This window comes from Rhizomicrobium palustre (assembly GCF_011761565.1).
In the GTDB taxonomy this organism is placed as follows: Bacteria; Pseudomonadota; Alphaproteobacteria; order Micropepsales; family Micropepsaceae; genus Rhizomicrobium; species Rhizomicrobium palustre.
In genome coordinates this window covers 1,845,104-1,859,164 of the sequence record NZ_JAASRM010000001.1, presented here as the reverse complement: position 1 = coordinate 1,859,164, position 14,061 = coordinate 1,845,104, and the positions used below count along the sequence as shown (strand labels likewise).

The window sequence follows — 14,061 nt, the reverse complement described above, 5'->3', positions numbered from 1 at the left end:
TTGTGTTCTGAATACGAATGCTTGTTGCAAGAGTGCCGCCACCGCGTGCTGCCGCTTCGCCTCCAATTCTTCAGCGTGACTGCGATTCACTGCGCAACGAATCAGATTATCGGGAAAGCGCTATCAGCTTCGTCTGTATGCGTATTATGGTGATCAATAACATTGGTAGCGCAATCATCCGCGAAGCTCTGGTAGAAAATGATTCTCTCTTCCACAGAGCTGCGCAGATTGAGGCTTCAAACACATAAGGGATAATACGGAGATTCGCCACCCGACCTTTATTCTGCCCCAGGAAGGCCGAGCGCATAGAGGCTGTGATGGGTGAGGATAAAGAGCATCCCCTTGCCGCGCACCAACTGAATCGGGCGCTCAGGGACATCAATCCGGCCAAGTTCTTGACCTTCAGGCCCATGCACGAAGATCTGTCCGTTGGCGAGATAGACCTTTCCCGAAGCATCGGTCGCCACGCTCTCTCCGCCACGATCGGCGAAAACCTTAAGATCAGCGAGCGTGCCGTTCTTCGTCACCCGCGCGCTGTAGGTCCGGGCCTCGGATTCATTACTGATATATATGCGCGCCCCGGGTTCGGCGACGGTGAAGCCATAGGTGTCAAGCGACGGCGAGAAGCGCCAGCCGCGATTATCGGGCGGTCCCTGATGCACGGTGCGATAGGCAGGCAAAATCAGGCTGCCGTCGGGTGATACATAGGCTTTGCCAGGCGCCGTCGAAACCGTTTTAGCGAACATCTCAGCCAAGGTGACAAAATGGTCCTTAGCGGGGACATATTGATCCTTGAACTCGCCATTCACCCACCAATTGGTCGGCAGAGCGAAAGCCGCTTTGGCGGAAGCGTTCACGGCCTGGGAAGAGAGCGGCACGAGGCTCTCTCCATTGGGGGCGAGCGAGAACACCGCCCCCGCATAGCCCGCTGAAGATAGCACCAAGAGATTTCCCGAACGATCCACCGCAAGGTTCACTGCGTCCAAAGGATGGCTGTTCACGATCTGGAGCCCGCGATCCCTCGACCAGCTATAGATGCGCTGGAAGCTGCGGTCGATGAAGTAGAGGTTGCCTTGAGCATCCACCGCACCGCCGCCGAGTGCGAAGAAGCCATCAGCGAGCTTTTTCACCTCTTGCCCAGACGTCGAAGCCGGTGTTGGCGTCGCCCCTATGTCGAGGCTGGCGAATTCCCGTTCACGCAGCTTCCGCCCAGAGGTCGTGTCTTCAATCGCATTCTCGAAGGGGTACTTATTGGCGCGCAGATAGGTAATGCAATCCGTGCCCTCACAGCTCGTGTAGCCACTCTCGGCATTCACCTGCACATTCCGGAAGCGGATATTGCGCGCATTATAAAGCCGGACCGCCGCGGGCGCGGGAAGCTGGGTACGTGTGACACGATAGGCGTGATAATTCGCGACCAGAATGTCGTGGGAATCGCGAATCTCGAGCGACACCGCATTGCCGCTTTCGCGATATTCCTCTTCGGTCTGCGGCGCGAGAAACTCCCAATTGGAAACCCGTTCCAGCACGATCTCGTTGCGGACGTGATGCTCTACCGACATTTCATAGGCATGACCGGGCGTGGAGGTATCGGAGATATAGAAACCTGCGCCCGCCAGCGTGTTCGGCGTCCAGCAGCCAACGAAAGTGCCACCTCCGCCCTTGGTCACCCAAAGGCTTGGATATTGACCATCCCAGCGCGGCTCAGGCTTGGTGCCGAAAATCTGATAAGGCACATTCATGGCGGTCTGGGCGGCGGTGAAAGGCGTGGGCCGCGCACCGCTGAAGAACTCGTTTTTGAGTGCGAGCTGAAATTTCACATCGTCGACCAGCGAATGCTCGCCCGCCATCCACAGTAGCCCCGTGGCTCGCGGGTTGATGCCGCCGGTGAAGATGCCGATGCCCGAGACGATCGCGTCACCTCCCTCGGCCGATTGGATCAGCGCCTTGGGGCCGCCCACGCCTTTATAGGCGGGCGTCTCTTCGGGGAGAAAAATCTGAGTGAGGTTGGGATGCAGGCCGATCAAAACCGTATCGGACTTCAAATGCAGAGTGGTGTTCACACTGTAATTGCCCATCGGTAGAAAGACCACGCGATGACTATCGACAGCCTTCTGCAGCGCAGCGGTATCGTCGGCCTGCCCATCGCCCTTGGCGCCCAGGCTTTTCACACTGACCCATTCAGATACTGGCGGCAGGGCACGCACCGCATCGGCGCGCGGCGGCGGTAGACTATCGAGCCCAGTGATATCAGCTTTGGTGTTGATCTTGCCCATCTGGCCAAGACCGGGCACCGCAAGCCCATGGCTGAAATCTGTGACGCGGTAATAGCGCCCCTTGCCCGCTACGCTTTTGCCGCTCTCCCGGAAGCGCGCGAAGACTGGCGTATCGGCGGCCAACGCATTTTCAAAACCAATCTGTGTCTGGACGTTCTTCTCTTCCGAGATAAGAACTGCGCTTTGGCGTACGCCTTCGAAGCGGACATCCTTGCCCCATAAGCGGTCGCTATAGCCGGGATCAATCTCGATGCCGACGGGCGTATTGCGCATGGTGACATTGACGAGCGTCAGGCTTAGCTCATGCTCGCGGATCGCGGCGTTCTTCTGGCCTTCGAAAACCGAATCCAGAATGGTGAACTGCCACGCTGGTGAGGTTTTCTCGCTGACAATGCCATAGCGGCCACCGAAGAAGCGCACATCGCGGACCAGATTTCCCGCTTGATATATGCCCGCGAAGCCGGAGCCGAGATGAAAATCCATATGGGTAAGAAACGCGTGCTGCGCGATGCGCAAGCGCACTCCGGCCGCGGCAGGATTGCCCTCTCCGATCTCCACATCCACATTGCTGATGGCGGAATAGAAAGTGGAGGAATTAGCATCCGCCACCTTTGGATCAAACGGCACGACGCTGGGCGGCGGAAAGGGCACATGCTCTATGGCGCCGCGCTTGGCACCGGTGAAGACGACCATGTTGGCCACGCCGCGCTGAAAACCCGGCGTATTAGGCCCTAAAAAAAGGACCGGGCGCGACGCGCCGACGCCATAGATCCTGACGCCCGGCCATACAAGGATCGTGCGGCTGATGCGGTATCGCCCAGGGGGGAGAAAGACGATACCGCCGCCGTCGGCTGCTTTATCTATGGCCGCTTGGAGCGCGGCCGTATCGTCGGCTTGCCCATCACCCTTCCCGGTCACGGTGATGGCGCCAGGTTCAGGCGGCGCCGATTGAAAAACGGAGGTGGATGACGGGGATGCTTGCGCCTGTGCGGTTTGAACCAAACCAAGAGCCAGGACACAGCCAAGAAGTATCGCGCGCAACACCGTCATTCCCCCACTTACATGCTGAACCGCACGCCGACCCGGAACGTCCGGCCGGCAATGTCATAAAGCGCTGGATTGGTATCGAGGCCGGTATTGGTCTGTGGTGACGGCGTCGGATCACGATCGAACAAATTGTCGATCTTGAAGTAGGCCGTCATGGAATCGGTGAAGCTGTAGGTACCACCGACATCGAGATAGAACGCCCCGCTCATGAAATTGTTATCGAGTGTCGGGTTATTACCTGTCGAAACCGGACAGCCCGTCTGGCAGACCACATATTTGCGGTCGATTACGCCATCGGTAAACCAGCGTTCCTGCAGATTGAAGCTGAAGACGCCGTTATCCCAGCTTTGGGTCATCAGGAATTTCCAATGCGGGGTTGCGCCAGAGTTGGTGCCCGCGGTTTGCTGCGGAATGGTGCCCGGAATGCCAGGATCGGTGAGGAAGGTGCCGATGTTCGTCGCGAGCCCGCGCAGAGTGAAGTGGCCAGGCACCATATCGGGCAGATCGAACTGGTAACTGCCCTCCAAGTCGAAGCCCTCGGTGAAGATCGATGCCAGATTGAACTGCTGCACATTCACAAAAGGAAGGCCGGAGGCCGGATTGAAATTGAATGCGCCGCAGGTCTGATTGATACCGTTGAAACAGAAATTAACGATCTGATCCGCGGTGAGGCTCGAAATACCCTTGGTCAGCTTGATGCGGTAGTAATCAAAGGAAGCGGAGAAGCCTGGCAGCCAGCTCGGTTGCGACAGAACGATACCTGCCTCGATATTACGGGCGATTTCAGGCTTCAGAGCCGAATTGCCGATCGTGTTCTGCAGAATAGTGACCGAGGTCTTGTTGAAGGGATTGGTGAAGCTCGGCACCGTCGTCGTTGTGGGCGCGGCGAAGAGCTCCGACAGGTTGGGCGCGCGCACGTCGTTCGACATTACCGCGCGCAGGCGCACCGCTTCCAGCGGCGTATCCCAGGTACCACCAATCTTCCAGGTGTAGACCGTGCCGGAGGTGGAGTAATCGGTCCAGCGGCCCGCCACGTTGAGACTGGCTTTGCCAAATTGCGGCGAGTTGAGGAAGGGGGCGTTGATTTCGAGATAGGCTTCCTTCACATCATATGTGCCGGTGCCGTCGTGGTAATTGCCCGCAAACCAGTTGCTGCCAGCGGTCGCCAAAACGGGATCTGCGGGATAGGTGCTGTTATAGGTGTTGGTCGCCGTGATGCCCGCGCCATAGGGATCGGCGTTGACGCGATAATTCTCACGCCGGTATTCACCGCCAAACGCCACCGAAACATCCCCTGCCCATAAGGCGAAAGGCTCGCCGTTGAGGTTCAGGCTCACCACATCCTGCTGCTGATGGGTGTGCTGGAAAGGTCCTTTATCCGGAACGATATAGGAAAGCGCAGAGGGGCTTGGCGCCAGGCCGCCGAAAATGTTGAGCGGCTGACAGCCATTGGCGCGCGCGGTCGCATCGGCGCAAACGATCTGACCATTCAGCAGAGTGGCATTGATCGCCGCGTTATAGCGATTTGTCAGCAGGATGTTGCGGACGCGAATATCCGTGATTTCCTCGCCATGCTCGTAATAGGCGTCATAGCGCCAGGACGTATCACCCAGAGAGAGCTTGCCATCCGCACCGAACACCGCGCGCATTTGACGGCGTGATGTGTTGACATGGATGTTCGGCAACATGGCGTTGTCGGTGCCGTATTTGAAGCTCGTGATGTTGTTGGCGGTGCAGGCCTGCTGAATCAACGTCGGAACATAGGGGTTCGAACAGGACATCGTCAGGCCCGATTTCTGGGCACCGGGATTGGGCTGATTGTTGGAGGTAACCCGGGCCATATTGAAGGTAGCGTAAATCTCGTTGTTGGAATCGAGATCGAATCCGATACGCGTGTAGCCATCGAGGCGCTTGATGCCTGACTGAAGCGATGCCCCGATACCGACAGCGCCGGAGCGATCCCCACCGAGACAAAAACCGATATAGCAGCCAGTGACATTGCCGCTGGCATCCTTGGCGGGCACGCCATTGGAGCCGTAGAGAAATGAGAAGGGCTGGCCGTTGGCATCAAAAGCTGTGCCCTGCAGAGGCCCGGCGGAGATCAGACCGTATTTCGAATAGCCGGTGGCTTGCGCGTGATCGCGCAAGAGATATTGCGGAGAACCGTTATTGGTGATGCCCGTGTTGACCAGTGTGGTGGCGTGATACCAGCTCCGCCCATTCGGAGCATTTTCGCCAAAGCCGCCCGGCGGAATGCCGTCTTCATGATCATATTCGCCCGAAACTTGGACATGCAGCCGGTCATTGAGGAAATTATGTCCAACCGCCGCCTGCAAGAGATATTGCGCGTTGTCACCATAGGTGGTGATGCCGCCTTGAACATTAGCTTTGATGCCCGTGAAACGCTTATCGGTGATGAAGTTGACCACGCCGCCCACCGCGTCCGAGCCGTAAGACGCTGAGGCACCGCCCGTCACGACATCGACACGCTGCACCAAAAGCTGTGGAAACAAGCTGATGTCGGGCACGCCGGTGACGTTTGCGCCCACCACACGCTGACCGTCAAGAAGGGTCAAGGTGCGGATAGGCGTCAGGCCGCGTAATGAAAAGGAGCTAAGTCCCTGCTGCCCGGAGGACGTGGAGAAGGTATTGACCGCTGTACCAGACGAGCCCTGCAGCGATGGCAATTGAGCGATCGTGGTGAAGATGTTGGGCTGAGCATTCTTCTCGATCTGCTCTGTTCCGATCACTTGAGTCGGCGTTGGCGCGGTGAATCCGCTCGCCTGAATACGCGTTCCGGTAACGACGATGGTTTCAAGTGTGTCAGCACCGCCTGCCGATTGTGCCGCGGCTGGGACCGCCGCGAGTATTGCCACATAGCTCGCCGATGCCAGACAGGCGCGGAAAATCGCATCCCGTTTCCATTTTTGGGTTGCTTGATCGCAATGTTTCATGGCTTTACACTCCCCGCGTAGTCCTGATGTATCGCCCTCTTTGGTGGGCACACCGCTCAATGCGCCAGCAGACCCATTCGGGCTTCAGCATTGCGGTATGATACCGGGGATGCCCCGCGTGACATCCACGACCTAAGTCGTAGTTTCAAATTCATTTGCGATGCACACAATCGAACAGCACAACACCGCGCAAAACATGGAGTCGGCAAACCGTATGGGTAACATTCCGGCTGTCGCGCGGCCGTTCGCGATCTTTGTCATCGGTGTCAGCGGCAGCGGGAAAACGACTGTTAGCAAGGCCTTGGCGGAGCTTATTGGTTGCCCGCAGATCGAAGGCGATCTCTATCACGCGCCTGCATCCATTGCGAAAATGGCGGCAGGCATTGCCTTGAATGATGACGACCGCTGGCCATGGCTGGACAGGATTGGTGAGGCGGTAAATAGCACCATTGCCGAGCATGGTATTGGCGTTGCGTCTTGCTCAGCCTTAAAACACGCCTATCGCGATCGGCTGCGCCACGCGATTACGTCGCCCGTATGCTTTGTTCTGCTGGATAGCTCACGCGAGGAATTGCTGCGCCGGCTCTCTGAACGCAAAAGCCACTATATGCCGGCAAGCCTTCTGGGCAGCCAGCTTGACACTCTCGAGCGCCCGGCACCGGAGGAAGGCGTTCTCACCCTGGATGGCCAGAAGCCACCCGAGGCAATTTGCCAGGACATCATCGCCTGGATCCAAGCCCTTCCGCCAAACGGCACCAAATAATCTACGGCATCAGCCTTTTTCGCCCTTCTGCCAGATGCCAGCGCATGGCAAGCGCGGCACTATCGGCATCGCGCACCCGGATAGCGTCGACAATAGCCTCGTGCTCGCGCAGCATCGCGCCGATAATGTCAGGGGAACGGGAGCGGGAAATATCGACACCGGCTTGCATGATCTTATCCACCTGCTCGCGCAGTGCATCGAGCGCAATCATGAAGGTGGGATTGGCGGTAGCAAGCGCAATCTGGCGGTGTAACTCCATATCCTCATGATGGGCGGGAGCGTTGGTCATCAGCGCATGCCGCAAGCGCCCCATACTTTCTTCGATATTCATCATGTCATGTTCGGAGCGGCGCATGGCGGCGAGACGCGCGGCTTCGGTTTCGAGGACGAAGCGCACTTCATAGGTACCCAAGGCCGCCGAGAGATTACCTGTATAGGCGATCAGCCGGTCAGAGGGCTTATTCTTGACAAAAGAACCCGAGCCACGACGAGCTTCGGTAATGCCGTCGGAAGCCAGGCGCACCAGCGCCTCCCGCACGATGGTGCGCGAGATTCCGAACATTTCCGCCAGCTGTGTTTCAGCAGGCAAGCGATCACCCACCGACATTTTCTGCGAGGTGATGTACTCGACAATCCCTGAATAGGCCTGATCTGCAAGGCGTCTTCCGCTCATTGCAAGTCCCCGATTCAGATGAGCCGGCTGAACACCAGTACCAAAGCTAGTCCGCATAGCGAGATCACCGTTTCAAGCACAGACCAAGTTCGAAAGGTCGCTGGCGTGGAAGTGCCAAGATAACTCTTCACCAGCCAGAAGCCAGGATCGTTGACATGAGAGAAAAACACCGAGCCGGAACCGATGGCGAGCACCACCCATTCTGGCGACACGCCCGTTGAGACCACGACGCCCGGCATAACACCCGCTGCGGTGATGGTGGCCACCGTCGCCGAGCCTGTAGCCAAGCGAATGGCTACCGCGATAGCCCACGCCAAGATGATGGGCGAAAGCGATCCCTGGGCGGCCAAGCGGGCCAGCACATCGGACATGCCGGCGCTCACCAGCACCTGTTTCAACGCGCCACCCGCCGCGATCGAGAGCAGGATGGTCCCCACCGGCTTCATGGTTTCAGACCAGATCAGCTCATGTAGCTGGGCCTTGCGCAACTGCCGCCCGAAGAGAAGTGGCAGGGCGACAAGACAGGCGAGCAGCAGCGCGAACACCGGATTGGACGCCGCCGAGACCCAAGCCGCGAAGGCGCTCTTCGGAAAAATGGCGTGAAGCTGCCCGCTCGCGATCAAAACAACCGGCAGCAGCACAACAATCAGCGCACGAATGGTTGGCGGCGCGGCGATAGTTTCTGCTTGGGCGACCAGCGTCGGCATGGAGAGACGCAGACCTTTCGCGGTGAAGAGCGAAAGCAAGGGGCCTGCGAGTATCGCGGTAGGCAGCGCAACGAGCATGCCAAGGAGCATGGTGCGCCCCACATCCGCGTGCAGTGTGGCCACCGCAAGAAGCGGGCCGGGATGGGGCACAATCAAAGCATGCGTGACCGAAAGCCCGGTGAGCGCGGAAAGCGTTATGGTCAAAAGCAGGTAATCGCGCTTTTCGCCTTGGGGCAATGCCGCGACAGCGCCCGCGATAATCGGCAACAGCAGTACAAGCCCGGTCTCGAAGAACAACGGCAAACCGATAATCAGCGCAACCGCCAAGCTCATCCATGGCGCCCGGCGCGCTTCGGGCCGGCCAATCATCCAGCGCGCCAGAGCGGATGCGCCACCGGAAATCTGCAGCATGGTGCCCAAAGCAAGGCCCAACGCCACTACCAAGCCGATGCTTCCGAGAACATCGCCGGCGCCTTTTTGAATCGCCTTTTCGGTATCGATCAGCGAAAGCCCGCTGAGAGGCCCAATGACGAACGCGCCACAGAGCAACGCCACAAAAGGATGAAAGCGCCCGCGCACGATCATCAGAATCGCCAGAGCCACTCCGAAAACTGCTGCTAGCGCGAGTTGCACGTCAGCCGTGAGCATGAAACAGCCGCTTCGGACAGAAAACTCGAGCGTAACGCTTGGTCATCCTCGCCCCTCCCGACAGTTACCCGGTCTCTCTGCCGAGCTACAGCCACTGCTTGTGCTGCTGTATGACAGATTATAGGGGGTGTTTGCAACATTCAGCCACAATTGGTCTTTTGAGCAACACATTTGCTTGAAGTTGTCCAACAAATTTGCCTATGATCCGAACAGAGCTTCACCAAGAAAGCGCCTCAACTATTGGGCACTCAAATGCCCGCGACAGGGAGAAGTCCGTGGAAATGCAAAATATCCGCGAGGGGAGCGTCGGCATCTGTCCGGAACCCTCTATTGCGCTTACGCCCATGCAGATGAAAATTCTCGACCGGGTACAGTCCGGGCTGTTGAACAAGCAAATCGCTTTTGATCTTGGCATCGCCGAAACGACGGTAAAGGCCCATATGACCGTGCTGATGCGCAAACTGAATGTGCGCAACCGGACTCAGGTGGCCCTCGCCGCCCATGCGATGAAGACTGCCGCAGCACGATAGAAGCCATCCGGCGTAACGCATAAAAAAAAGGGCGGCATTGCCAACGCGATGCCGCCCCTTTCGTTTTCAGGGATGGTGCCTATTCGGCTGGAGAAACCGCCCCGTCCGGGATCTGGCGCGGCGTTTTAGAGGTAATGCGCTGCTCCAGGAGCCGCAGCAGCACATAAAATACAGGTGTCAGGAAGAGACCGAAGAAGGTCACCCCGAGCATGCCAAAGAACACGGCGACACCCATGGCGTGGCGCATCTCGGCGCCCGCGCCACTCGAGAGCACCAGCGGCACCACACCCATGATGAACGCGAAGGACGTCATCAGGATGGGACGAAGCCGCAGCCGCGCAGCCTCGATCGCCGCCGCTATAGTCGAGCGGCCATGCATCTCCAGCTCGCGGGCAAATTCCACGATCAGAATCGCATTCTTCGAAGCAAGGCCTATCAGCACGAAGAGGCCGATCTGGGTGAAGACGTTGTTGTCACCGCCCGTCATCCAGACACCGAAGATGGCCGAGAACAAGCATAACGGCACGATCAGGATGATGGCCAGCGGCAGCACCAGGCTTTCATACTGTGCCGCCAGCACCAGAAAGACCAGGAGCACGCAGAGTGGGAAGACAAGCAGCGCCGTGTTGCCTGCCAGGATCTGCTGATAGGTGAGCTCTGTCCATTCGAAGCGCATGCCCTTGGGCAAGGTCTCTTCCAGAATCTTGGTAATGGCTGCCTGGGCTTGGCCGGAGGAATAGCCCGGCGCCGGAGCACCGTTCAAATCCGCCGAGCGGAAGCCGTTATAGCGGGTCGCACTATCCGGCCCGATGGTTTCGGTGAGGCGAAGTACAGAGCCAAGCGGCACCATCTCGCCTGCGGCATTGCGGGTTTTCAGATTTAAGATGTCGTGCGGGTTGGACCTGAACTGGGTGTCGGCCTGCGCGATCACCTGATAGGTGCGACCGAATTTGTTAAAATCGTTGACGTAGATCGAGCCAAGATAGATCTGCATGGTGTCGAAGACATCCTGCACATCCACACCGAGCTGCATGGCGCGCGTGCGGTCGAGGTCGGCATTCAACTGCGGCACACCGATGGAGTAGTTGGAGAAGGCGCCCGCCAACTCCGGTGCCTGGCGTGCCTTCATCTGCACCGCCACCATGGCGTCGTTGAGCGCTTCGTAGCCAGCGTCGTTGCGGTCTTCGACTTGCAGCTTGAAGCCGCCAATAGTGCCGAGCCCCTGCACAGGCGGCGGCGGGAAGATGGCGATATTAGCATCCTTGATCGCCATATACTTCTTCTGCAGAGCCTGAGAGATCGCCATGCCGGAGAGCTCCGCGGATTTGCGTTCCTCGAAGGGTTTCAGCGTAACAAAGACAATGCCAGCGGAAGGACTATTGATAAAACCGTTGATCGAAAGGCCCGGGAACGACACGGCGTGATCAACGCCGGGCTGCTTCAAGGCGATTTCCGACATCTCGCGGATGACCTTTTCGGTACGATCCAGCGTGGCGCCTTGTGGCAACTGCGCGAAGCTAACGAGATATTGCTTATCCTGCAGCGGCACAAAGCCCGGCGGCACCAGATTGAAGCCGACATAGGTCAGCGCGAGAAGAACGCCATAGACCAGCAGTGCCCGCGTCTTGTGGTGCACCAGCTTGCGCGTGCCTGAGGCATAGCGCTCGGAGGAGCTGAGGAAGAATCGATTGAAGCGGGAAAACACACCGCCGAACCAGCGATCCATCACACGGGTTAACCCGTCCTTGGGCGCGCGGGGGGATTTCAACAGCAGGGCCGCCAGCGCGGGCGAAAGGGTGAGCGAATTGAAGGCGGAGATGATGGTTGAGAAGGCAATGGTAAGCGCAAACTGACGATAGAATTCGCCCGTCAGGCCCGAGATGAAGGCGACCGGCACGAACACCGCGCACAGCACCAGCGCGATGGCAATGATCGGCCCTGTCACCTCGCGCATGGCGCGCAAGGTGGCATCGCGGGGCGACAAACCTTCCTCGATACCGCGCTGAACATTTTCGACCACCACGATGGCGTCGTCCACCACGATACCGATGGCGAGCACAAGCCCGAACAGCGATAGCGCATTGATGGAAAAGCCGAAGATATACATGGCCGCGAAGGTGCCGATGATCGAAACCGGAACGGCAAGAAGCGGAATGATGGAGGCACGCCAGGTCTGCAGGAACAGCACCACGACCAGCACGACCAATGCCACGGCTTCGAGCAGGGTATGCACCACCGCCTCGATAGAGCCGCGCACGAACACGGTCGGATCATAGACGATGCGGTATTCCAGCCCCGGCGGAAAATTCGCCGAGAGCCCCTTCATCGTGGCGCGCACCTGATCTGAGATCGCGATGGCGTTTGAACCAGGCGCCTGGAAAATCGGGATCGCGACCGCCTGCTGGTTATCCAAGAGCGAACGAAGCCCATATTGAGAGGCATCGATCTCCACTCGCGCGACATCCTTCAGCCGGGTGACGACACCGTTTTCCTGCTTGATGATGATCTCATTGAACTGCTCTGGATCGGTCAGACGACCTTGCGCATTGATGGGAAGCTGCAATTCGCCTTTGGCGCTATAAGGCGGGCCATTGATCACGCCCGCGGCGACCTGAACGTTCTGACGGCGAACAGCCTGCACCAGATCATTGGCGGTGAGATTACGGGCCGCGAGCTTTTCCGGGTTGAGCCAAAGGCGCATGGCGTAATCGCCCGAGCCGAAGAGCTGCACCGAACCCACGCCTTCAATCTTGGCGAGCTGATCTTTGACATTCAGCACCGCGTAATTGCGCAGGTACAACATGTCGTACCGGTTATTGGGCGAGACCAGATGCACGACCATGGTCAGGTCAGGCGAGCTTTTCACTGTGGTCACGCCTAGGCTACGCGTCACTTCCGGCAAGCGCGGTAATGCTTGGTTGACGCGGTTTTGCACAAGCTGCTGGGCGAGATTGGCATCCGTGCCGAGCTTGAACACCACCGTCAGGGTGAGCGTGCCATCAGAGGCAGCCTGGCTCGACATATAGAGCATGTTCTCCACGCCCTGGATCTGTTCTTCCAAGGGCGTGGCAACCGTCTCGGCGATGACTTTCGGATTGGCGCCGGGAAACTGCGCCTTCACCACCACCGAGGGCGGCACGACTTCGGGATATTCCGAAATCGGCAGTTGGAAAAGAGCGATCAACCCAGCCAGAAAAATGATGGCCGAAATCACACCGGCGAAAATCGGCCGGTCTACAAAAAAGCGCGACAGATTCATCGCCGGTTCTCCAAATCTTTTTAGATCAGCGCGCCAGAGCGAGCTTCTTCTCGATCATCACGGGTGCGCCTTGGGCGACATGCTGCACACCATCCACAATCACACGATCGCCAGTCTTGAGGCCGGAGAGCACGATGCGCTCACCTTCCACACTGGCACCAAGCTTAACCTCGCGCATTTCAGCCTTGTCGCCACGGCCAACCACATAGACGAACTTCTTGTTGAGGTCGGACTGCACCGCGCGTTCGGGCACCAGAAGTGCAGCACGCGTGGAACCAGAGCCAAGCCGCACAGAGACGAACATGCCGGGCACGAGACTGCCGTCTTTATTATCGAACTTGGCGCGGGCGCGGATCGTGCCTGATGCGCTATCGATCTTGTTGTCGAAGCTATAGATCGTGCCGTGATAGGCGCCGCCGCTGTTGGTGCCCTGCACAGTCATGGCAACTGGCAGATGCTGCTCGGCCTCGTGGCTGTCGGCTTCCGCGCGCACGGTATCGACATAGGTGTGCTCATCGACATCAAAATCGGCATAGATGCCATTATCCGAAACAATCGTCGCCAAAAGCGGCGCGTTGGGCGCGGCCTGCACTAGATTGCCCAGTGTCAACTCTGGACGGCTGATGCGGCCAGAAATCGGCGCTTTGACATAGGCGTGGTCGACATCGATCTGCGCCTGGCGTAGCGCAGCCTGAGCAACGGCCACGCTTGCCTCGGCCACGCGATCCGCACTGACCCGCTGATCATATTGGCTGCGCGCGATAGCGTTGGCTTTGATCAAACCTTCCGCGCGCTGCAGATCGGTGCGGGCATAGGCGGCGCTGGCCTTCGCGGAGGCAAGATCAGCCTCAGCCTTGGCGCGGGCCGCTTCGAAGGGGCGCGGATCGATGACGAGGAGCACATCACCGGCGTTTACCTTCTGGCCATCCTTGAAGCGGATTTCGGTGATACGGCCTGCCACTTCCGGGCGAATCTCCGCCGCGTCGACGGCCGTCAACCTGCCGGAAAACTCAGCCCAAAGCTGGACTTGGCGGGGCGCAATGGTGCGCGTACCGACCGGAATGGCTTGCGCCGCGGCCTGGGCCGGGCCGGCCGACGCGCGATAGGTCATCACTACCGGGGTGGCGACCAGCACAGCCAATACGCCGGCAAGGAGAATTCTGGGGTGTTTACGTACGAAACTTGAAACCATGGTGCCGCTCCA

At 58.6% G+C, this 14,061-nt stretch carries 8 protein-coding genes; 2 read left to right on the top strand and 6 right to left on the bottom strand.

Annotation, left to right across the window (positions count from 1 at the left end):
• Nucleotides 1-278 precede the first annotated feature (278 nt).
• Nucleotides 279-3,326: a glycosyl hydrolase family 28-related protein gene (locus FHS83_RS08485; protein WP_167082555.1), complete on the bottom strand. Its 3,048-nt coding sequence runs from the start codon at nt 3,324-3,326 to the stop codon at nt 279-281.
• Nucleotides 3,327-3,334: 8 nt separating this feature from the next.
• Nucleotides 3,335-6,277, bottom strand: a complete 2,943-nt coding sequence (locus FHS83_RS08480) for a TonB-dependent receptor plug domain-containing protein (protein ID WP_167082554.1) — start codon at nt 6,275-6,277, stop codon at nt 3,335-3,337.
• Nucleotides 6,278-6,437: 160 nt separating this feature from the next.
• Between FHS83_RS08480 and FHS83_RS08475 the strand changes: the two genes are divergently transcribed.
• Complete coding sequence (locus tag FHS83_RS08475; protein WP_208414319.1) at nt 6,438-7,040, top strand: gluconokinase; 603 nt, start codon at nt 6,438-6,440, stop codon at nt 7,038-7,040.
• Nucleotide 7,041: 1 nt separating this feature from the next.
• On the opposite strand, the gene FHS83_RS08470 is transcribed toward FHS83_RS08475, so the two are convergent.
• The gene (locus tag FHS83_RS08470; protein ID WP_167082553.1) at nt 7,042-7,713 is read right to left on the bottom strand and encodes a FadR/GntR family transcriptional regulator; all 672 of its coding nucleotides are present in this window, start codon (nt 7,711-7,713) and stop codon (nt 7,042-7,044) included.
• 14 nt (nt 7,714-7,727) lie between these two features.
• On the bottom strand, nt 7,728-9,068 hold the full coding sequence (locus FHS83_RS08465; protein WP_167082552.1) for a GntP family permease: 1,341 nt from the start codon (nt 9,066-9,068) through the stop codon (nt 7,728-7,730).
• A 281-nt stretch (nt 9,069-9,349) separates the two neighbouring features.
• On the opposite strand from FHS83_RS08465, the gene FHS83_RS08460 reads away from it, so the two are divergent.
• Nucleotides 9,350-9,598, top strand: coding sequence for a helix-turn-helix domain-containing protein (locus FHS83_RS08460; RefSeq protein ID WP_167082551.1), 249 nt, complete (start codon nt 9,350-9,352; stop codon nt 9,596-9,598).
• Nucleotides 9,599-9,677: 79 nt separating this feature from the next.
• Here FHS83_RS08460 and FHS83_RS08455 read toward each other — a convergent pair whose 3' ends face one another.
• Both FHS83_RS08455 and FHS83_RS08450 read right to left on the bottom strand, forming a co-directional pair.
• Nucleotides 9,678-12,857, bottom strand: coding sequence for an efflux RND transporter permease subunit (locus FHS83_RS08455; RefSeq protein ID WP_167082550.1), 3,180 nt, complete (start codon nt 12,855-12,857; stop codon nt 9,678-9,680).
• A gap of 25 nt (nt 12,858-12,882) precedes the next feature.
• A complete protein-coding gene (locus tag FHS83_RS08450) occupies nt 12,883-14,049 on the bottom strand; it encodes an efflux RND transporter periplasmic adaptor subunit (RefSeq protein ID WP_167082549.1) in 1,167 nt (388 codons plus the stop codon).
• Nucleotides 14,050-14,061 lie beyond the last annotated feature (12 nt).